Origin of the sequence: Microcoleus sp. FACHB-672 (assembly GCF_014695725.1) — a bacterium.
Classification (GTDB): domain Bacteria; phylum Cyanobacteriota; class Cyanobacteriia; order Cyanobacteriales; family Oscillatoriaceae; genus FACHB-68.
Window position 1 is genome coordinate 25,246 of the sequence record NZ_JACJOU010000031.1, and the last position, 21,835, is coordinate 47,080.

Consider the following 21,835-nt stretch of genomic DNA (forward strand, 5'->3'; position numbering starts at 1 on the left):
ATCCTAAATTGGATTCTGTAGATTACAGGAGGAAAGGTTTTATGGCAATAAAGATCGGCGATCTGTTTGAAGATTTTGGCCCAGCCGGCATTGCAGCAGGCATCGGTGCGGTGATTTTGCTTCCAGTCGTAGCCGGTTTTGGCAAACCACTCGCCAAAGCAGCGATCAAAGGCGGCCTTGCCGTTTATGAAAAGAGTAAAGGTGCTCTTGCCGAAGCCGGTGAAGTTTTTGAGGATTTAGTCGCAGAGGCAAAAGCTGAACTCGCTGACGAACAGACAAATGGCCACATAGCCGTCGTTGAAACCCCTCACGATAGCATCTCTACGATGCATCAAGGGTGAGCGAACAATTCCCAGCTTTCAGGGAAACAGCATCATAGAAATTATTTAAGAAGCCGGTTTTTCCAGAAGAAAGCCGACTTCTTAATTTTATTGGTTTCATATTTTATACATAAAAGACCAATTAGTAACCCTTTGGTGCAGAAATAGCAAATATCTGATCGCAAAGCCGATGACTAAACAAAGTAGCTCTATACCAAAAAGTATATTTGAGCTACCAACAACTATAGAACAATCAAAAACGCAGCTAACGAAATACAAGAAATCTCCACAGCCATAGCAACTAGAGGCCGTAAGCTCGCTTGAACTTGCCGCATTGATCTGAAGCATTTTTCCTTTGCCCAATGATAGGAAATTTTATAAATTTTTATGAAGATAATGATATCAAAAGGGGGTGTTCTGTTGAGCCGCAGATAACTTTGACTTTTAAACGTGACCTTGATGCGTTTGACTCTAACACGATGTTATCCCTCAACTGAAATGGTTGTAAATGAACTAGAAATTACATATTGTTGTTGCAACAGCTTTGAGTTCCTTAGACCCAGGAAAATATGCCTGACTCTTTCAACGATACTAAAAATAGCCTTGATAAGGTATGGAATACCGTTTGGGACTTTTGGGAGCCTGATAACTCTTGGAACAACGATCAAGGTAAGTGTATTGAGATTCAAAACAAACTTGCTTGCTTTAATGAGGAGCATCCAAACGATCCAACTCATATTGATAGTGTAGTTAAAGCAGTTCAGAGAGGGGTAGCCCTTGTGCAAGCGGCTATTGAATGGCAGGAACCTTCTATCGGTAAGAATAAACCTCGTAAACTTAGTGAGAAGCTTCGTGGACATCAGTGGCGGCTTGTTATTACCTATAGTGGATTTGAAATAACTGTCAAAGCATTAATGAACCATCAGCAAAGAGGTATTGATATTAAAGTAATCGAGAAGTTCTTACGGAAGTGCGATATTCCTGAGTATAAACATCTGAGTGAACCTCGTAAAACGTCAAGCATTAAAAAATGGCTTAGTAAAGAGGATGGCAAGCTTGCAGAATTTTTAGGTATTAGCAACGGTGATCGCAGAATTATCGAAAAATGGATAGTAGAATCTCAGCCTATTAATTCCTGGGATGAAGCTATAAAGTTGGCTAAAGCCATCAGAAATGCTTCTGCTCACGGCTTTCTGACTGCCACCAAGGTAGAGGAGTGGAAACTAAAACCAGCCTTATGCAAACTGACCCATGATCTTGCTTCAATTGTCGCGTACGGGTTACAAAAATTAACTTAAACATGAAAAATGCTATTGACAATCAAAACGTAAATGTTCATACTTAAAGATGAAAGCTTCCGGCAGGCGTAAACGGCAAAATTATAGTCTAGCCGGAAGAATTCAATTTTTTTACCAGATTTTATAAGAGCAACCCAAGTTTATCGCTAAACTACTTTTGTGTTTAGTTGACCACGATAAGCTGGCTGAGCATCGATTACTCATCGACAACATTAGATTTCTGTCTCACAGATATCGTTGTGGCTATTGTCCCCACAGATACGGAAGCATAGGGGAGAACGAGCGGAGCTTTAGAAGTCCAGGTGCTGCAACTTGTTCGACTGCTGTTGGTAAAACTTCTAACTCAGCGGATCTCGCTTAGCATAAGGTATGAATGAGAAGGGTATTAAAGAATTATAGGCGTATTAAAAGCTGCTCAATGGAATGATTGATTCGACAATAAGAAGCACGAAACTTTTCAACTTCGTCAGCAGGCATTTCGGAAGATATCAGGGATACATCCCAAACTTGCCAAAATATTGCCAGTAGGAGTATCTTGCTCCCTGACATAGCGGCAAGCAGGCAAGATGGCGGCATGACAAATTTACAAAAATGAGATGCTTCCTACCTAACTCCAATCATCTAATGGCATTTCTCCAGTAATTAAAAGTCTCACTTCCAATTCTTTTGCTCTCTTCTTCGTAAATTTTTTCTAAACAGTCAAAAAGAGCTTTCGCGTAGTTATCCAATCCCAGAAGTTTTAAACAAGTTAAAATTCGGGTTAAGCGAAGGTAGTTGTGATTCCCCGGATTAATCCATTCTTGTTTTCTTTCGCCGTAATTATGAGACTGCGTGATTTCTATATTCTTGCTTTCAGACTCAAGGCATTGTAAACCGTAGAAACCGAGCATAACTTTCAGCGATTTCAATAAATGAGTTTTCAAAATTGAATTAGTTCTGAATTCTTGAATAATTTCATCATTGAGTATCGGCGCTTTTCGGTTATACCGGCTTCTTTCTTGCAGCGGGAAAAGCCATTGAATATAATCATGTTTATTTTCAAGCTTTTGGTAATTCCATGACCAAATTTCTTGAATCGTTCGCCCTTCCGAGTCGGGTTGTTGCCCAAGATAAAACCCTACGAGAACTTCGGCAATCACCCGAATTGGTAACTCGACTTTATCCCCATCAAGGGTAATTTCCAGATTGTGATTGCCCGGTTGTAGGAAGGCGATCTCAATTTGCCAAGTTCCTGCGGATGTGATAACCGGCCCTGTGAGCTTAACTTGGCGATCAATGGTTAAAAAGACAGTCTTACCGGCATCACTGGCATCGGCAGTTCCAGAAACAGAAAAACTTTTTTGAGCAAGAATTGGTTCAGCCGGCGCTTCCAAGATTTTCAGCATTTTTTGAATTAGCTAGGTAAAAAGAATTGAGACGTTATTATTTAACGTTTATTCCGACAATGACAGTGGATTAAATCGCGTATTGTAATCGTAGGTATCTACCCGCTCTTGCTGCTTGAGAAAATTCACCACCCAGTAAGTTAAAGGCGTTGCAGCAGCTTCATAAAGCGATTTAGCAAGCCACTGGGTAACAATAGCTGAAACTAGCCCCAAAGGCGGAATCGTGCCGGCAAAAGCCAGCGTGACAAATACCAGCGAGTCTAACGCCTGCCCCACCAGCGTTGAGCCAATGGTTCGCGCCCACAAAAACCGCCCTCTGGTTGCTATTTTCATTTTGGCTAAGACAAAAGAATTGGCAAACTCACCAACTAAATAAGCCAAGAACGAGGCTAGCAGTAGTCGAGGCGTGTAACCTAGAATACGTGCATAGGCATCTTGTCCATCCCAAAACGATGCCGGTGGCAACAACAAAGTGATCCAAATCGTGCCGGTGGCGATCAGGTTGCATAAAAAGCCCAACCAAATCACCCGTCGCGCTTGCCGGTAGCCGTAAACTTCAGTTAAAACATCCCCGCAAATGTAGCTAATTGGGAAAATTACAATCCCTGCCGTTAGGACAAATCCAAACACATTAATCAGCTTAACAGCGATGATGTTGGAGGTAATTAAACAAGTTACAAAAACAGTAACAATTAATAAAAACCAAGGAGAATATTTAGCCCCAGATGGGGAAGTTTGCGGCAACTCACTGGGTTGTAAACCGGATGATGACATTTTGGTTAAAGTAAGGTTTCAATTTTATAAAGTTCGTCCGGTTAGCTGAGCGACAATTTCTACTAACTTAACCGGCTCAATCGGCTTAGCTAAGTGAATTTGGAAGCCGGCTGAAAGCGCTTGTTCCCGATCTTGTTCGCGGGCGTAGGCGGTGAGTGCCACAGCCGGCACCGATGCAATTTCCTCACCCTTCAAAGCGCGTTCTTCTTCAAGCGCCCTCACTTTTTGAATCAGCGCATAACCGTCCTGTCTCGGCATTGCAATATCACTGATCAGGATATCAGGCCACAACCGCTCAATCTCAACCAGCGCCTCACCGGCACTGGTAACTGCACTCACCTGAGCACCATACTGTTCCAACGCCGCCGTCAAAACCTCAAGGGCATCGGCTTCATCATCAACAACCAGTGCTCGCAAACCCTCTAGAGGCAGAGGCGCTTCAGAAGCAGGGGAAGCAGAGGAAGCAGTGAGTGGAACTTGGCACTCACTCTCGCCTTCACTGCCCCAATAGCCGGTTTTGCCAACTTCTGCTGCATCATAATTACCTATCAGTGGCAACTGCACCGTAAATGTTGCCCCCTGCCCCTCGCCGGCACTGTCTACGCTAACGGTTCCGCCATGCAGTTCCACCAAATTACGCACAATTGCTAAACCCAAACCCAAACCCCCGTGAAGCCGAATACTGGTGCTGTCTGCCTGTCTGAAGCGTTCAAAAACAAAAGGCAGAAACGCTGGGGGAATGCCCTTGCCGGTGTCACTGACTTGAATCTGGACGTAGGGGCGACCTGTTCGGGAGTCCACAACGCATTCAAGCGTCACCCTAACACGTCCGCCTTTGGGGGTAAACTTGATCGCATTAGACAGCAGATTCCAAATAACTTGCTGTAGCCGGTCTGGATCGCCAAAGAAAATCTCAACTGTAGGATCGACGACTGAGGAAAGTTCAATTCCTTTAGCCTCAGCCGCTAGCAGCACTGCGTCGTTGGCGGCTGCGATTACGGCAGTGAGATTCACCGGCTCAACATTCAGCTGAAGTTGACCGCGAATTATTCGCGACACATCCAGCAAATCCTCAATCAACTGGGTTTGCGCCCGTGCATTGCGCTCAATCGCCTCAAAAGCGCGAGCACTGGTTGCTGCGTCCAACTGGCCGCCTCGCAGCAGCCGTGCCCAGCCAAAAATCGCGCTTAGGGGTGTCCGCAACTCGTGGGAAAGTGTGGCTAGAAACTCATCTTTCATCCGGTTCGCTTCCTCTGCCTCGCGGTAAAGCCTTGCATTATCCACCGCAAAGGCAGCACGACGGCCCAACTCTTCAGCCAGCGTCAAGTCAGCCATACCGTATTGCCGGCCTGATTCTGCGGAAACAAAGCAGATCGCACCTAGGGTTCGCCCACGGGCCGTTAAGGGGACGCACATCGCAGATTTGATGTTCAATGGCGTGACTAAAACCCGGTCGCCCGCCTTGCCAATTTCTGGTTGACGCGCCCAGTCTGTCGCCTCCGCCCAAATCCGCGCCTTGCCGGTGCTTAATACTTGGGCAACACCGAGGGTTGCTTGCAACTCGCTGGCATAGTCTTGAAGCAACTGCTCCTTCTCTGGGTTCTGATGCACCACCGCCATGCGCCGCATCGACTGGTTTTCATCCAACAGATCGACGGTACACCAGTCGGCGAGATGAAGTAGCGCCAGACGGGCGACATTGGCGAGGCTGATTTCACAATCTAGAGAAGCAGCAAGAAGGGCACTGGCGTCAGACAAAAACGCGAGTCTTCTTTGGATTAGCACTGTCTCTGTGACTTCTTGAGCCAAAATCAGGACAGACTCGACTTGGCCCTCAAGCCCAAACAGGGGGACGTGATCGATGTTCCAGTAGGTTTGCCCGCCTTGGGAACCGGCACAAATTTGGTAATTACGGACGATCACGCTCTTGCCGGTGCGGTAAACGTCTTCGATGAACACCCCGGCGCTTCTGGCGGCAGACGCCGGGAAAACTTCAGCCACAGTCTGACCCACGACTGAGCGATCTAGCACGCGGGGAATGGCGTTATAGGTTGGGTTAGCCAAAATGTAACGATGGTCAGCACCTTGGACTGCCGCAATGCCAATGGGGGCGTTTTCTACCAAGGTTTCCAAAAATTCGCGCTGCCGGCGCTGTTCGCTCAGCAGCTTGGAGCGTTCTGCCTCTACTTGTTTTTGGGCGGTGATGTCTCGCACCGTCAAAATTGCCAAAATGCTCTCACCGGCATAATTCCGCACCTGTGTGCCTGCGTAGGAGCCGATCCAGACGCTGCCGGTGTCTCTGCGCTGCACTTGCACTTCTAGTTTGGAAAAAGTTTCTCCTCCTACAACTCGCGCTAAGGGCCACTCTTCCATTACCAGTGCTTTCCCATTCAGGTCAAACACATCAAAGATTGGGTACAACTCGTACAGGTGTCGCTGACACTCTTCTAAGTTCTCGAAGCCATGCAGGCGCAAGGCGGCGGGATTCATTTCTAAAACTTTCCCGTTGAGATCGGCGATGACTAACCCCTCTGTCATGCCGGCGAGGATGGCTTGGAGTTGAGCGAGGCTGGCTTCAGTTTGTGTGGCGAGTTCTTCCAGTTGTTTGCGGGCTGATACCTGCTCGGTAATTTCTATGGCCAATACCATCAGATCGGGAGTCTCTTGCCCTAGCGACAACAGGGGCAGCAGCGACCAGCGCCAATAGGTGATACCCCGCGCAAAGCCCTCCATTTCGTATTCTGGGTCGATGTGGGCTTCCCTTGTGGCAGCTGTGCGGCGGAAAATATCGGCCAAGCCATTTTCTTCGGCAGCGGGGAGGTAATCTTGCAGGCGGACGCCGGTGATATCTGTGTTGCAAAAAGGTTCTTCTAAAAATTGCCCGTAAGTCTGGTTAGCCCATTTGATTCGTAAATCCCTGCCATCAAGTACGGCGATGCCGGCAGGTACGTTATCGACGACCATTTGAAACAGTCGGCGCTGTTCATCAATTTCTTGTAGCAGTTGTTCCCGTTCTTCTGCCACCTGCCGGCGTTCGTTGATTTCCATTGCTGCGCCGGTGATTCCAACGAGCTTGCCATGATAATCGCGCAGGGGTTCAACGATTAAGTCATAGTAAAAAGCCTGTCCGTCGAGTAGAGATACACGGACTTCTTCTCGCAACCCGATGCCGGTTTCAAGGACTTTGCGCTTAATTTCGTGGAGGCGTTGGGCGTCGGGTGGTGCAAACAAATCGATATCCGTCTGTCCCAAAAATTCCCCGACAGAGTACCCCGTCTGCGGGTTTTGAATCCAGGTGTAGCGCAAGTTTTGGTCTTGATTGAAGACGGCAATGGGTGAGTGTTGGATGGCGAGGCGGAATCGCTGTTCACTGAATTTGAGGGCGTCTTGTGCTTGTACGCGTGAGGTCACATCCTCGATAGCTCCCTCATAGTAGAGGAGTTGATCTTGAGGATCTTTAACGGCTCGGACACTGTTTTTTATCCAAATCGCTGTGCCATCATACCGGCGCACTTGGGCTTCAAAATCCCGAACGATGCCCTCACGTTCCATCAAAACTTGCCAGCGCCCAAGGGTTTTGGAGTTGATCAGGAAATTGCCGGCATTGACGGCTAGCAGGGTTTCCCGGCTGGGATAGCCTAGCATTTGCACCAGTGCTGGGTTGGCATCGAGGATTTGCCCACAGGGGGCAGTGCGGTACAATCCCACCGGCACGCGCTCAAATAAGCTGCGATACACGCTTTCGGTTTCTTGTTGCGCCCGCTGCTGTTTTGAATCTTCTAACGCCGAGCGCACTGCGATTGTTAACCGGCTGTAGGAATTAGGCGATTTTGTAATATAATCATCCGCCCCGGCTTTGATGAACTCTACCGCAAGTTCTTCACTCCCGCTGCCGGTGAATACGATAATCGGACAGTTGGGGAAGCGATTTTTTACGGTTTTGAGAATTTGCCGGCCCTCGATCTCGCGCAGCCTACCCTCGGTAATTACCAAGTCAAAGTCAAATTCTTCCAGCACTTGGTAAAAGTCTTCGGCATTGCTAAGTTGTTTGACCTGAAGGTTCGCAAATTCCTTTTCCAGCAGGCATAGTGCTAAAACACCGTCATTTGGGTTCTCGTCAATCAGCAACAAGCGCGGAGATAAATTCATTTAGGTGCCATTGAGCAATCGCGGCCCAAGGTCTTTTTTTTGCCTTACCTACTATATATTAAGCGCTCGCGCTAGATTTACCAAGGTTTCATAATTTAAGATTTAAGCATTCTCAAATATTGTAGTTGATATGTCATTTATATTTTTGTGAAGGTCAGGAACCCTATAGCTCAGTTATTGGAGCAAGTTAAAATTCGATGCCACCAGGCTCAACAGTTTCATGAGCTAATAATTGCCGGCTAGATTAGAGAATGGAATTTACCTTTTTGTTGACACTTCTTCTACCGCTTGTTTGATTTTCTTTTTCTAATATCAAATTTTTGGTAGAAGAAGTGTAATTTTTAATTCTTTTTAAATCGAGTAGGAGAACGGAAAAGATTTCGCCTCCTTGGGTTTGACATAAACTCGCTGTTGCGGTTTTAGCTGTAGTTCGTCAAATTGTTCGCGGGTGAGATGGGCGATGACGACTTGGCCGTCCTCTAGGGCTAATTCTGCCTGAATTTCCCAGCCTAAATGAGTCAGGCGGTTAATTCTCGCCGGCGCGGTGTCGCCGTTAGGTGCGGTATGCACCAATACGTCGTGGGGACGCAGGAATATATTGGGTTGAGGCGATTCAATCCCACTGTTTTGAAACAGTCTGGAAGAGCTTGACAGAACATTCACCGGCCCGATAAAGCTCATGACAAAGGCAGTGGCTGGGTTATCATAAATTTCTGCCGGCGTGCCGACTTGCTCAATCCGACCTTTATTGGTCACAACAATTTCATCGGCCACCTCCATTGCTTCTTCTTGGTCGTGGGTGACAAAAACAGTTGTAACGTGAACTTCATCGTGAAGCCGGCGCAGCCAAGCTCGCAAGTCTTTGCGAACTTTAGCGTCTAACGCACCAAACGGTTCATCTAGTAATAAAACTTTCGGTTGCACTGCCAGCGCCCTCGCTAAGGCAACTCGTTGTCGCTGACCTCCAGAAAGTTGGGAAGGATAGCGATCTCCCAAACCTTTTAATTGAATCAGTTCGAGCAGTTCTTCGACTCGCGTTTTCACTTTGGCTTTGGCTATTTTTTGGATTTCTAAACCAAAGGCAATATTCTGTCGCACCGTGAGGTGTTTAAACAGTGCATAGTGCTGGAATACAAACCCAATGTTACGTTCTTGAACGCTTTGATGGGTGGCATCGGTGCCGGTGAGCCAAATTTTACCGGAATCGGGGCTTTCTAAACCGGCAATCAACCGCAGCAGCGTTGATTTTCCAGATCCCGATGGCCCTAGTAAGGCGACCAACGAGCCGGTTTTTATTTCTAAACTGACTTGGTTAACAGCTTGAAAGCTACCAAACTGTTTGGATACGTTTTCAACGACAATGCCCACTTGTTACCACCTTTGAATACGAGAAGTTGGATACGAAACGTGTAAAGTTTTCAATGCGGTCAGTTGCTAATATGCGAGATCGCTCTTAGTTTCTCCTTTGTCCGGGCGGGCGCGGGCGCATTTTCCGCACAGACAGGCGGATCGCTTTGAGTGTGGGCACTTAAATCTAATATCCAAAGAATGGCCCGAATCGCAATACTACGGTTTAACCATGTACTTACTGTAGATTTATATCATAAACGGACTGATCAGAGTAAAAAGACTATAACAACTCACCGGGTTAGCCGCGAGATATGAAGCTTTGTTGCCGGTGTTTGTTAAGCAGTGTTTCAAGTTGGCACAATTCTGGGGCAAGGTGGGTAATCGAACCAAAAGTCCGTGATACCATCACACCTTGTAATCGTAATAGATTGGGAGACGACCTTTGGTATTACGGGTTGCTATTGTTGGATCTGGGCCAGCGGGTTCCTCTGCCGCTGAAACGCTTGCAAAAGCTGGGATTGAAACTTATCTATTTGAGCGCAAGCTAGACAATGCCAAGCCCTGCGGCGGTGCGATTCCGCTGTGTATGGTGAGTGAGTTTGACCTGCCGCCGCATATCATTGACCGGCGGGTGAGAAAAATGAAGATGATCTCACCATCAAATATAGAGGTCGATATCAACATTGAAAAAGAAGAAGAATATATCGGGATGTGCCGGCGCGAAATCATGGATGGATTTATGCGCGATCGGGCTGCCACTTTAGGGGCAAAACTGATCAACGGTACGGTTCATAAACTTGATATCCCCACTAACAATACCGATCCCTATACCCTGCACTATGCCGATCACTCGGATGGTAGCTTGGAAGGGACAATGAAATCCCTGAAAGCGGATCTTGTCATCGGCGCTGATGGGGCAAATTCCCGTGTTGCCAAGGCCATCGATGCTGGAGATTATAACTATGCGATCGCGTTCCAAGAGCGCATTCGCCTTCCAGATCACATGATGGACTACTACCAAGATCGGGCGGAAATGTATGTGGGGAACGATGTCTCCCCCGACTTTTACGCTTGGGTGTTCCCCAAATACGACCACGTCGCCGTTGGCACCGGCACGATGAAAGTTAACCAAGCTCAAATTAAAAAGCTACAAGCCGGTATTCGCGCCCGCGCCGCCCATCGCCTTGTCGGTGGTGAAATCATCAAGGTGGAAGCTCACCCCATCCCTGAACATCCCCGTCCTCGTCGCGTCCGGGGTCGCGTAGCCCTCGTTGGCGATGCTGCCGGTACGGTGACCAAGTCTTCGGGCGAAGGCATTTATTTTGCCGCCAAGTCTGCCCGGATGTGTGCTGAAACCATTGTGGAAGCTTCCAACGGTGGCACTCGCATTCCGACGGAAGACGATCTCAAGCAGTACCTGAAGCGGTGGGATAAGAAGTACGGACTCACCTACAAGGTGCTCGACATTCTGCAAACCGTCTTTTATCGTTCTGACGCCACCCGCGAAGCATTCGTGGAAATGTGCGCTGATCGCGATGTGCAGAAGATGACGTTTGATAGCTATTTGTACAAAACGGTGGTGCCGGCTAACCCTCTGATTCAGATGAAAATTACTGCCAAGACCATTGGTAGCTTACTCCGGGGTAATGCTCTCGCTCCCTAGAAGAACCTGCTCGTTTACAATGCCGTTTTATTGGGCCAGCGCTTAGATATTTTCAGATATCTAAGGCTGGCTTTTTCAATAGAGGAAAAATTACTACTCCCTAGCGATAGAACTCGGGGTATCTCCTGAGCTTTCATTAAAAATTCTGTACAGATAGGGGAAAGATCAGTGTATTTGCTAATTAAAAAATTGTTTATAAATCTATAAATTGATAGCATTCTCTCAAGGATGCTTATTTGTGCGACAACTTAGCTGGCTAGATCACTTATCATCTATGGCGACTCTGGCCGCTACGGCACTCCTTGCCACAGCCAGTCCAGCCCAAGCTTTCAGCTTCACCGGCACCTCATGTGGTGAATGGGCGATGCCGGCCCTGCCATCTCAGAGTACGCTTCTTTCCAACCAAGATAGCGGGATCAGCAATCATCTGGAATGGGGCCAAACTGCTTACTGTACGAACTGCACCCCATTTAAAAATTATGTTCAGTATGACGGAGTCAGTTTTAATGTTAGTACAAATACCCTGTTTAATCTTGGGAATTTAACCTACCGAAATGGCTCAACTTGGGACGGTTTTAACGGCGACTTTCCGCTTCATGTTAGTTTGTCTCTAAGCTATCCGTTTACTCAAACCCAGACGTTTGACTTTGCATTTAACATTCTCAACACACCCAATGTGACCGGCGATTCCGTTGAGGATGGTGATAAGCTGCGTTTTGCGAGTGCCGGTTTATCGGGTCAAACCTTTAACTATGCCGGTGTGGATTACACGCTGAAACTGAGTGGCTTTTCTACCGATGGCGGCAAGACTATTTTAAGTGAATTCAACTCTCCTGAAGGCAGCGCAGCCAACGCATCTTTATACGGACAAATTACTGCTGTTCTACCGGCTGACACCACTTCTGTGCCAGAACCGGCAAGTGGAGTTGGGCTGACTCTGTTGGGGGTTTATTTGACTGTGCGCCGCCGCGCTAAAAATAAGTTGGCCGATTGAATTGATTCGCAAAAAAAGAAAACGGCAAGATAAAGTTATTTCCGCCGGCAAGACGATAGGGGCGGTTCTAAAAATTTAAATCCAAATAATATAAGCCGGCACTCTGTGGCTCGAAGTAACAAAGAATGCCGGCTAACAGATATTTTAAAGAGCGGTTTAAGACTCTTGTATAGGCTTAGCTTCTTGATCTACCACACTTGCCAGTTCGCCAAAGTCCATAGTCGGCCCATTGCTGGGCAACTCTAAACAGTAGCCGGCACCATAGACGGTTTTAATGTAACGGGGATGGCGCGGATCAGGTTCCAGTTTGGTTCTTAAGTGTCTCACGTGCACCCGGATAGTTTCGATATCATCGTCTGGATCGTAACCCCAGACTTCCTTAAGAATTTCGCTGGGCGAGACCGTTTGGCCATGACGCTGTAGTAAGCAGTGCAGGAGTTCAAACTCCAGATGAGTCAGCTTCACGGTTTGATCGAACCAGATCGCCTCAAAGCGTTCTGGTACAAGGGTTAAAGGGCCATAATTGAGGATTTCAGCGTGTTTGGCCGCTTGGGGAATGCGGTCTGTACGGCGCAGCAAAGCCCGCACTCGTGCCAGCATTTCCTCAACTTCAAAGGGTTTAGTCAGGTAATCGTCGGCACCGGCATTGAAGCCTTCCACCTTATCCTGAGTTTGACCTAAAGCCGTCAGCATTAGCACAGGAATGTCTGAAGTGCGTTCATCTCGACGGAGACGTTGGCATACCGTAAATCCATCTACCCTAGGCAGCATCAAATCCAGCATGATTAAATCTGGAATCAGTTGCAAGGCTAGGGCTTGACCTTTGATGCCATCTTCGGCTTGGCTGACTTCATAGCCGGCCATTTCCAGGTTGACAGCCACAAGTTCTGAGATTGCTGGGTCGTCGTCGATGACAAGTATCCGGGGCATCATTAAAAATTTTAACTACTGTGTTTCTTTTAAGGTTCAATAAGAACCGTTAAGAGGATACAAAGATTCCTGTACAGATTATAAGCAGATTCTTAAGTCTTTCCAAAAAATTCAAGGTTTTACTTGAAACTGAATTATAAGGCTCGGCAGGCAAATGGCACAAACCACTGCGGTTGTGCGCCGGCACAGTGATGCCTAGCTGGCAATGATTTGCACTTTTATTTTGACTTGGCTATCTTCAAGGGGACAATTTGCGCCGGCAGCGATTGCACTCTAGGCAGTTGTGATAGCGGTCTTGAGACTCTGACAAAATGCTTCTATGGCCTGCAATCCTTCGGCTGGCGGGCAATCTGCTAAGCGTTTAACAAAGGCACTGCCCACGATGACGGCATCTGCACCCCAATCTTTGACCTGACGGGCCTGTTCTGGCCCGGAGATGCCAAAACCGATGCCGATGGGTTTGTCGGTGACTTCCTGCATCTGGTGGAGTAAATCTTGAACACGAGATTGCAATTCAGTTCGCACGCCGGTAACGCCGGTGACACTAACCAGATAAATAAATCCTTGGGATTGACGGGCGATCGCTTCAATCCGCTCTTGTGGCGTGGTGGGCGCGACGAGTAAAATCAACTCGATAGAATATTTCGCTGCCGGTTTTAAGAGAATCTCAGCCTCTTCCAAGGGCAAATCCGGGACAACTAATCCCCGGACGCCGGCTTGACTAATTTGCTGCAAGAATTTATCAACACCCCGGTACAAAATTGGGTTGTAGTAGGCAAATAAAATAATTGGGGCTTGTAGGGTGGGGCTGACATGGGCAACCATTTCCAACACCTGTTCCAAGCGGGTTCCGCGTTGCAGGGCGCGGGTGGCGGCAGCTTGAATCACCGGCCCATCTGCGAGGGGATCTGAGTAGGGGACACCGAGTTCGATTAAATCAGCGCCGGCGCGATCTAAAATCCGCAAGGCTTCAGCTGTTGTTTCTAAGTCTGGATCGCCGGCTGTAATAAATGGAATTAAGGCACATTGGCCGCGTTCACGCAGAGATTTAAAGCAATCAGATACAGAAGTCATCTTTGTCAGTTGTCAGTTGTCAGGGCCGGCTTATATCGTAAACCCACCCGTGCAAGGATAAGTGACTGATGGATAATTATTTGCAGTTGAGCATTTGTCACACAAAACTGTGAACAGCACACGATTATCCATTGCTTTTTTCCTGTTCAATCTCAGCTTGGATCTGTGCGAGTTCTTCGGGTGTCATTTCTTCTAAGCGCTTTTGGAAGACTGCGTCTTCGTAATCTTTGACCTGTTGGTTATAGGTCAGATTTTTAGTAAGGGCGCGAAATAAATAGGTCAATAGCCAGCCGATTAATCCACCCACTAAAAAGACTTGACTCCAGATGCCGGCTTCCAGACTATTTAAACCGGCTGCCTGCAAAATGAGATAAGCTAAGCCGCCGGCGGCAAAGATGCCGAAGCCAATTCCGATGATATCAATTCGTCGCATTTAGCACTGTTTTCATTTGAAAAGTGAATCGTAAATATAAGGGGAGGAAGCAACTCACCGATTTTTAATACCTTTAAGCCGCATTTCTCGGCTGTAGTAGATTATCGTATTTTCGGCTTACGTCGGAAACTCAATTTCCTGTTACTCCCTTCCCGGAATCAGATTAACGATCGCCGTTGTTCTTTCTCCCTCTCTCCCCTTCATTTTTTAAGTTAGGAAGAAAGTCACACTTTTCAAACTTCTATCTGCCGGCGATGGGGCCGAAAGTTTAAAAATGGGCCGAGTAAGATTAACCCAGGGAAGAAAAAGAACACTAAGAAGTACATGAAAGCTCGCTCAAAGGAGCTTACCACGTGCCAGCGTTTTTGCAGGTAAATATAGAGACCAAAAGGAACTACCACCAGGTAAGCTCCTGCCAAAATCAGATACAGTAGCGCAATCATCATGCTTTTTTCCCCCAGCTAAAACAACTGTACCAGCGAGCTTGGCGATGGGCAGAGTCCACGCCATCGCTGTCAGACACGCCATTGATCCAACGCGTGCCGGTGTTGCAGACTTCCTTATTTTACCGCCTAGGCAGTTGTAGAGCTTGTTTTTTTGCGACAAGAATGAGTTGAAGTGCTTATCTCGGCACCCAAAAATTCTCAGGTTGAGGGGGTGCCGGTGCTATGCACTTAAATTAGTTAACGTCAACCCGTTGCATAGATCGCCCAACTCGTGTTCAAATAATGAAGCAAGTCAGGTTTGTACTTTAGATAACACAAATCTAGAAGAAGCCGACTAGGGGGCGTGGCGGAATGGTAGACGCTGCGGACTTAGAAAACTGAGCCTTGAAGGAGAAATCCCTCAAGTGACCGCTCTCAAATTCAGGGAAACCTAAAGCTGGCAACAGATAAGGCAATCCTGAGCCAAGCCAAAACGAGTAGCGATTTGGAAGGTGCAGAGACTCGACGGGAGCTACCCTAACGTAAAGCCGAGGGTAAAGGGAGAGTCCAATTCTCAAAGCCGATTGGCAGTAGCGAAAGCTGCAAGAGAATGAAAATCCGTTGACTATAAAAAGTCGTGTGGGTTCAAGTCCCTCCGCCCCCATTACCCAATTAAATATTCTTGTATAGCGACAAATTAAGAGTTTTCGCTAACATAATCTTGTCATTGAGTAAGTGGGACAAATTTATGTCCTCGGTGCGCTAGGGTTAAGGATGTTGTCGATGGCCCCATTAATGGCAGGTTGACGACATTTTTATTTTCCCCAAACACATTGCCCAGATTAAATTTGCTACAAAGCCTTACACATGGCGGTGCGAGAAAGAAGAATGGTTATCCACCGGCTTTAAATCTGCTTCGCTCAAAATCGCGCCATTGAACAGCGCGCCTTCCAAGTTTGCCCGCGTTAAATCTGCCTTTCTTAAATCAGCCCCTTTAAAATTAACGCCCCGTAAATCAGCTTTGGTTAAATCGGCTTCTCTCAAGTCAGCTTCACTCAAGTTTGCCTGATTTAAAAAAGCGCCGCTGAGATCCGCTTTTCTTAAATCCGCTCCCGTGAGATTGGCTCCTCTTAACTCTGCTCTCGTCATGTCTACTTCTCTAAGGTCAGCTTGCGTTAAATTAGCCCGATCTAAACAAGCTGAAACTAAATCGGCTCCTCTCATTTCTGCATCTTGCAAATTTGCTTTTTCTAAGTGGGCTTTCCTTAAGTTTGCTTTCGTGAAATCTACTCCCATCAAGTTAGCTTTACTGAAATTAGCCCCACTTAAATTAGCTCCACTCAAATCAGCACCGCTGAGATCAATTTCACTTAAATTAACTTCAGCCAGCGACACGTTAGGCGCAATCCAATAAGCACCCGCCTCGGTCAGGTCAATTTCTTCAGAAAACCGAGTTTTAATATCGTAGACAGCTTTTTGCAGGGTTGCGCCGGTTAAAACTGCGCCTCTGAGGTCGGCTCCACTTAGATTTGCTCTAAATAAATTGGCATTTTCTAGGTAAGCGCCCATCAATTTCGCCCCTCTCAGGTTCGCACCTCTAAGATCGGCTCGCTTTAGTGTTGATCCACTCAAATCTACGCCACTGAGATTGACTCCCGGTAAAGACACGTTGGCGTTAATGCAGTATGCGCCTCTTTCAACCGGATCGATATCTCTGGAAAAGCGAGTCCTGGCATCGTAAATTGCTCTTTCTAGGGTTGCGCCGGTTAAATCTGCCTCGCTGAGATCCGTTGCGCTCAAGTTTGCCCCGCTCAAGTTTGCCCCACTCAAGTTGGCTCCAATGATTTTGGCTTCTCTCAGGTTGGCCCCACTTAAGTCTGCTTTAGAAAAGTTGGTTCCGACTAAGGTACTGCCACTTAAGTTGACTCCTTTTAGGGTTGACTCATTAAGATTGGCCAAATTCAAGCAGGCTTTCATCAAGTTGGCTCCATTCAGGTTCGCCTTACTTAAATCTGCATCAACCAAGTCTGTGTAACTGAGGTTGGCTTCACTCAAGTCTGTCCCGCTCAGATCGCTGCTTCTGAGGTTTGAACCTTTTAGGTTGGCACCACTGAGGTTTTCTTCCTTCAGGTTTGCCGGCAAGAGGTTGGCGGTATATAAATCCTGGCTATTTAAATCTTTGTTATTCAATAACCCACTCATCTTTTAGTTAGTAGTTGTGAGAATAATTCCGGGTAATCTGGGACTCAGTAATGACAAATGTCTGGTGATAGAAAATACACGCCTTATGATATACAAATTCAACCTGTAAGTTTTTGGGAATAGGCCGGCATTAGGGGATTGGGGGATTTGGATCGGTTCGGTATGGAGTTCCATGTTGGACTGTTCGGTTGCCCCCTCTCTCCATTGTCACATCCCGAAAGATTTAGGAAGACTGCGTGCTTCTATTTTCATTCCCAACAGCCGTTTCTAGTGCCGGCGCTCCCAAGACTTTAAAAAAATAACGATTTAACCGTCAAATAAATGGGTATGTTTGCACAAAAGCCGGCAAATTTGGCTAACTAGATCGTAAAAAATATTGCGGAATATTTCTATCAATCTTAATCTAAGTTGATTTAGCAATTTTTACCAAGCTTACTATCAAATAACCCTGCGGCGAGGCTTGGCAATTGAGGCGCTCGATATAACTCTCTAGTCCGCGAGACAGAAAGCGAGTCAAGGCAAATAACAGATAGCCTGTCAGGTTGATAGACATTGGCAATTTTAAAGTAATAAAGCCGCTGAGTGGTTTAGTAATGAGTGTGTTGGGTGATGGATTGCCGATAATATCTCCTTTTAGGCGAGTTCGGCCAGTTTGACATCATCTACTAGGATGATTCCCTAACTAAATCCAAGATACAACACTGCCAGGATCGGCAGCTTGGAACTGTGCTGCCGGCTAGAAAGCTTCAAAGGCAGAATGCCGGCATTCTAGCGCTACAGTGTTAATGCGGCAATCATCAAAAACTCAATCGTGGTTTTTAATCTTGAATCCTCCCTATTCGTTGACCTCGACTTCTACCAGTCGAGCAATGCTGAGCTAGCCAACTTGGACAACCGGCAGCTTTTAGAACACTTAGGAAACTCTGGTTTGCCTCAAGGACGGGCGTTTTCGCCGTTGGTTGACTTAGAATTTTACCAATCTAGCAACAGTGACTTAACCGGCATGGATCACCGGCAACTGCTAGAGCACCTGGAAACCTACGGCGTATCTGAGGGACGGATGTTCTCTCCATTGATTGACCTAGAATTGTACCAATCTAGCAATCCAGACTTAACCGGCATGGATAGTCGGCAACTGCTAGAACACCTGAAAACTAACGGTTTGGCTGAGGGACGCAGCGCTTCTCAAGTCTTTGATGCCAATTTCTACCGCACCAACTCCCCAGACTTAGCTGCGGAAGGGATGGATAACCGGCAATTGTATGAACATTTCCAACTTCACGGTTTAGCAGAGGGACGCGCCGCCTCTGGATGGTTTGATGCCGGTGACTACCTGAATAATCATGCCGATTTAGCGGCACAAAGATTTAATTACCGGCAGGCGTTGCAACACTTTGTCCGCTACGGCTTGCTAGAGGGGCGTGCCGGCAGCAGTAGTGCGCCTTCAGATCCCGCAGGAAATACTCTTGACACTGCCCGAAATATCGCACTGGGCACCGATTCCGTGACTTACCGGGATGCCGTAGGGGGTGGGGACGCTGGCGACGTGTATCGCTTCACTTTGGGAACGCAGAGTAATTTCAACCTATCCTTAACCGGCATAAGTGGGGATGTCGATGTGCAACTGCTGGATGCGGGGGGTGCGGCGATTCGCTCATCTGACGCTGAATCGATTAAAACCCTGTTAAATGCCGGCACTTATTACCTCTCAGTTTACCCAGCAGAGGATGCCGGCGAGACTTTGTACAATCTCCGCCTCTCTGCGAATCCTGTTGCCATAGATTTGCTGCCGGTGCAGGACATTGTGCCCATGCAGACACGTATTACCCCGGAGGATCTTCCGGCACCCTTTGCCAGCAGCAGCGTTTCCAACCCCGCCGAAGTGCTGCCGGTGCCAGAAAATCCTCTGCTGAATGTGCCGACAGGCTTTAGTGTCAATGTGTTTGCCGAAGCCTTAGATCGCCCGCGCTGGTTGGCTGTCACACCCACAGGAGATGTACTCGTAACCGAAACCCCCCAAAATCGTATTCGCTTGCTGCGCGACACCAACGGCGATGGGGTGACGGATGTGCAGCAGACATTTGCAGGGGCAGAAAATGGGTTGAATATGCCATTTGGTATGGCATTCGCCGGCGGTTATTTTTATGTGGGTAACGCTGATGCGGTGCTGCGTTTCCCTTATACAAATGGTCAAGAACAGATTGCCGGTAGTGGGGAAAAAATTGCCGATCTGCCTGCCGGTGGACACTGGACACGCAACCTTGCTGTTTCACCCGACGGGCAGAAGCTTTATGTTGCCATCGGTTCAGCCTCGAATGCAGAACCTGAGGAACTACCACGGGCATCGGTGCAGGTGATGAACTTGGATGGTTCCAACGGGCAAACCTTCGCCTCCGGTTTGCGGAACCCCACAGGACTTGATTTCAACCCGGTAACAGGTCAGCTTTACACTACGGTGAATGAGCGGGATGGACTCGGCAACGACTTAGTGCCAGACTATCTTACAGGCTTGAGTCAGGATGATTTCTACGGATGGCCTTACGCTTATCTGACACCCGACCGGCTCGATCCTCGCCGCACACAAAATGGCCAAAGTGAGCGCCTAGACTTAGCCAGTCGCACGCAAACGCCTGATGTTCTGTTTCAAGCGCATTCCGCACCTTTAGGACTGCAATTTTACGACGGGCAAACCTTCCCGGAAGAATACCGCAATGGCGCATTTGTAGCATTTCGCGGCAGTTGGAACCGGGATCAGGGCACCGGCTATAAGTTGGTGTATGCTCCCTTCGATGCTGGTGGCAATGCCCAAGGTGACTATCAAGATTTTCTCACCGGCTTCTTACTCGATCCCGCAAAACCGGCAACTTGGGGACGCCCCACCGGCTTGCAAGTTCACCCAGATGGTAGTTTATTGTTTACTGAGGAAGAGAACGGTCGCATTTACCGCATTCAGTATATGGGTTAGGAAAGGGAGTGCTGAGTCCTGAGTCCTGAGTCCTGAGAGTGGGAGAAAGAGAGTAGGAGAATACTTAATATTCCCCATTCCCAATCCCCGATTCCCAATCCCCCATGCCCAATCCCCTATGCCCAATCCCCCATGCCCAATCCGCCAGAACAAGATACCCCTCAACTCGAACTCACAGGTTCCCGCCAGTTCCCGGAATGGCTGGCGGAACAAGGTATTAGTCTTGCTTTCACGACTTATCAAACCGGCAAACTTTTTTTAATTGGCTTACAGCCGAATGGGCGTCTTTCTATTTTTGAGCGCACATTTAACCGGGCGATGGGACTGTATGCCACCCCGGATCGCTTGTATATGAGTTCTTTATATCAACTGTGGCGGTTTGAAAATGCCCTTGATGCCGGCCAAATTCATCAAGGTTATGACCGACTTTATGTGCCCCAAATTGGTTACACAACCGGCGATATTGACACCCACGATATTGCCGTAGATGACTCAGCTCGCATTATTTTTGTCAATACTTTATTTAGCTGTTTGGCGACAGTAAGTGAACGATACAGTTTTGTCGCCTTATGGCAACCGCCGTTTATTTCCAAGCTGGCTGCTGAAGATCGATGCCACTTGAATGGATTGGCGATGGAAAACAACCAACCCCGTTATGTTACAGCCGTTTCCTCAACGGATGTGGCGGATGGCTGGCGAGATCGTCGGCACAACGGGGGTTGTGTGATCGATGTTGTCAGCAACGAAGTAATTTTAAGTGGTTTGTCGATGCCTCACAGTCCCCGTGTTTACCAAAATAAACTGTGGGTGCTCAATTCTGGGGCCGGTTATTTCGGGTATGTGGATTTGCAACGGGGAAGTTTTGAGCCGGTGACGTTTTGCCCCGGATATTTGCGAGGATTGGCGTTTATCAGGGATTTCGCAGTCGTGGGGTTGTCGAAACCCAGGCATAACAAAACGTTTACCGGCTTGCCGCTTGATGAAAATCTTGCGGCTAAAGATGCAGAAGCACGTTGCGGTTTGCAAGTTATTGACTTACGCACCGGCGATATTGTGCACTGGCTACGGATTGAGGGAATGATTGAGGAATTATACGACGTGGCGATTATTCCTGGTGTGCGGCGTCCGATGGCGCTAGGCTTTAAAACTGATGAAATTCGCCGCGTGATTACGTTTGATTTGGCATCCAGTTAATGCGCCAAGCTGGTTTTATTTGCTTCAGAAAAGATAAAACTGTAGGCTGCCAAAACTGCCGGCTCAAATGCTAAGTAAGTATTAAGGCTGCCGGTGGTATATTCTAATTCCCAATTCCCCCCCTTTTCCGCATTACCTGTTGGGCTAATCGATGCAGCAATAACAGCGCCGGTTAGCTGACTCAGTTTGTTCACGAAATCGGCACCCCTCTCGCCGGCTGCCACAGCGCAGCCGTAGAGGAGAATATTCCCCTCAGTTGTTAAAACACTTCCCCACTGCTGTAACTCATGGGTATAAATATCAACATTGGTCGAATTTAGGCTTGCCGATCCTAGCTGCAAACTTCCTGGCGTACCGTGGGAGACAATGTGAATGTGCGAGATGCCAGTGCGAGATGCTAGGAAATAAGTGATTTGTTTAACTCCATCAAGGTTAGAGTTTAAGATCACAACTTCTGTGCCGGCAGCCACTCCAGAAATCAAACTTTCTTTGTCTTCAATAGCGGCATCAATGAAGACGATACTCACTAAATTTTCCATTGTGGAAATTTCCTTTTTTTAAATTTGTGAGCTGCTGTAGATAGAAGTCCCTGATTAAAACGCGCATTCTCTCAGGAATGAATGAAAAGATATTAAATTCGAGATGATGAATTTGCTCAGTTGGCTTGCAAATATTCTTA

16 protein-coding genes are annotated in these 21,835 nt (G+C 47.5%); 6 read left to right on the plus strand and 10 right to left on the minus strand.

Annotated elements, in window-relative coordinates; genetic code table 11:
• The first annotated feature begins 41 nt into the window (after positions 1-41).
• Together H6F56_RS22110 and H6F56_RS22115 are read left to right on the plus strand one after the other, a co-directional pair.
• A complete protein-coding gene (locus H6F56_RS22110) occupies positions 42-341 on the plus strand; it encodes a DUF5132 domain-containing protein (RefSeq protein WP_190672911.1) in 300 nt (99 codons plus the stop codon).
• A gap of 548 nt (positions 342-889) precedes the next feature.
• Complete coding sequence (locus H6F56_RS22115) at positions 890-1,618, plus strand: hypothetical protein (protein WP_190672914.1); 729 nt, start codon at positions 890-892, stop codon at positions 1,616-1,618.
• Between the two features lie 617 nt (positions 1,619-2,235).
• Here the strand turns inward: H6F56_RS22115 and H6F56_RS22120 are convergent.
• From H6F56_RS22120 to H6F56_RS22135, 4 genes are all read right to left on the minus strand, one after another.
• The gene (locus tag H6F56_RS22120) at positions 2,236-3,003 is read right to left on the minus strand and encodes an opioid growth factor receptor-related protein (RefSeq protein WP_190672917.1); all 768 of its coding nucleotides are present in this window, start codon (positions 3,001-3,003) and stop codon (positions 2,236-2,238) included.
• A gap of 48 nt (positions 3,004-3,051) precedes the next feature.
• Positions 3,052-3,777, minus strand: coding sequence for a queuosine precursor transporter (locus H6F56_RS22125; protein ID WP_190672921.1), 726 nt, complete (start codon positions 3,775-3,777; stop codon positions 3,052-3,054).
• Between the two features lie 24 nt (positions 3,778-3,801).
• Positions 3,802-7,926 carry a PAS domain S-box protein gene (locus H6F56_RS22130; protein WP_190672924.1) on the minus strand — a complete coding sequence of 1,375 codons (4,125 nt, stop codon included), beginning with the start codon at positions 7,924-7,926 and terminating at the stop codon, positions 3,802-3,804.
• A gap of 351 nt (positions 7,927-8,277) precedes the next feature.
• Complete coding sequence (locus H6F56_RS22135) at positions 8,278-9,294, minus strand: sulfate/molybdate ABC transporter ATP-binding protein (RefSeq protein WP_190672927.1); 1,017 nt, start codon at positions 9,292-9,294, stop codon at positions 8,278-8,280.
• Positions 9,295-9,718: 424 nt separating this feature from the next.
• On the opposite strand from H6F56_RS22135, the gene chlP reads away from it, so the two are divergent.
• Positions 9,719-10,939 (plus strand): geranylgeranyl reductase, encoded by a 1,221-nt coding sequence (chlP, locus tag H6F56_RS22140; protein ID WP_190672930.1) that lies wholly within the window; start codon positions 9,719-9,721, stop codon positions 10,937-10,939.
• Between the two features lie 274 nt (positions 10,940-11,213).
• The gene (locus tag H6F56_RS22145; RefSeq protein ID WP_190673263.1) at positions 11,214-11,933 is read left to right on the plus strand and encodes a choice-of-anchor K domain-containing protein; all 720 of its coding nucleotides are present in this window, start codon (positions 11,214-11,216) and stop codon (positions 11,931-11,933) included.
• Between the two features lie 156 nt (positions 11,934-12,089).
• Here H6F56_RS22145 and H6F56_RS22150 read toward each other — a convergent pair whose 3' ends face one another.
• The 5 genes from H6F56_RS22150 to H6F56_RS22170 form a co-directional block, all read right to left on the minus strand.
• Positions 12,090-12,863 carry a response regulator transcription factor gene (locus H6F56_RS22150; RefSeq protein WP_242032130.1) on the minus strand — a complete coding sequence of 258 codons (774 nt, stop codon included), beginning with the start codon at positions 12,861-12,863 and terminating at the stop codon, positions 12,090-12,092.
• A gap of 273 nt (positions 12,864-13,136) precedes the next feature.
• A complete protein-coding gene (gene trpA / locus H6F56_RS22155; RefSeq protein ID WP_190672933.1) occupies positions 13,137-13,937 on the minus strand; it encodes a tryptophan synthase subunit alpha in 801 nt (266 codons plus the stop codon).
• A gap of 124 nt (positions 13,938-14,061) precedes the next feature.
• Positions 14,062-14,370 carry a DUF3007 family protein gene (locus tag H6F56_RS22160; RefSeq protein ID WP_190672939.1) on the minus strand — a complete coding sequence of 103 codons (309 nt, stop codon included), beginning with the start codon at positions 14,368-14,370 and terminating at the stop codon, positions 14,062-14,064.
• A gap of 233 nt (positions 14,371-14,603) precedes the next feature.
• The gene (gene ndhL / locus H6F56_RS22165) at positions 14,604-14,816 is read right to left on the minus strand and encodes an NAD(P)H-quinone oxidoreductase subunit L (protein ID WP_305076143.1); all 213 of its coding nucleotides are present in this window, start codon (positions 14,814-14,816) and stop codon (positions 14,604-14,606) included.
• An 840-nt stretch (positions 14,817-15,656) separates the two neighbouring features.
• A complete protein-coding gene (locus tag H6F56_RS22170) occupies positions 15,657-16,997 on the minus strand; it encodes a pentapeptide repeat-containing protein (RefSeq protein ID WP_190672942.1) in 1,341 nt (446 codons plus the stop codon).
• An 811-nt stretch (positions 16,998-17,808) separates the two neighbouring features.
• Between H6F56_RS22170 and H6F56_RS27120 the strand changes: the two genes are divergently transcribed.
• Together H6F56_RS27120 and H6F56_RS22180 are read left to right on the plus strand one after the other, a co-directional pair.
• Positions 17,809-19,962: a PQQ-dependent sugar dehydrogenase gene (locus tag H6F56_RS27120; RefSeq protein ID WP_190672945.1), complete on the plus strand. Its 2,154-nt coding sequence runs from the start codon at positions 17,809-17,811 to the stop codon at positions 19,960-19,962.
• A gap of 132 nt (positions 19,963-20,094) precedes the next feature.
• Positions 20,095-21,156 (plus strand): TIGR03032 family protein, encoded by a 1,062-nt coding sequence (locus H6F56_RS22180; RefSeq protein WP_190672948.1) that lies wholly within the window; start codon positions 20,095-20,097, stop codon positions 21,154-21,156.
• On the opposite strand, the gene H6F56_RS22185 is transcribed toward H6F56_RS22180, so the two are convergent.
• The gene (locus tag H6F56_RS22185) at positions 21,153-21,695 is read right to left on the minus strand and encodes a DUF4347 domain-containing protein (protein WP_190672951.1); all 543 of its coding nucleotides are present in this window, start codon (positions 21,693-21,695) and stop codon (positions 21,153-21,155) included. The genes H6F56_RS22180 and H6F56_RS22185 overlap by 4 nt on opposite strands.
• Positions 21,696-21,835 lie beyond the last annotated feature (140 nt).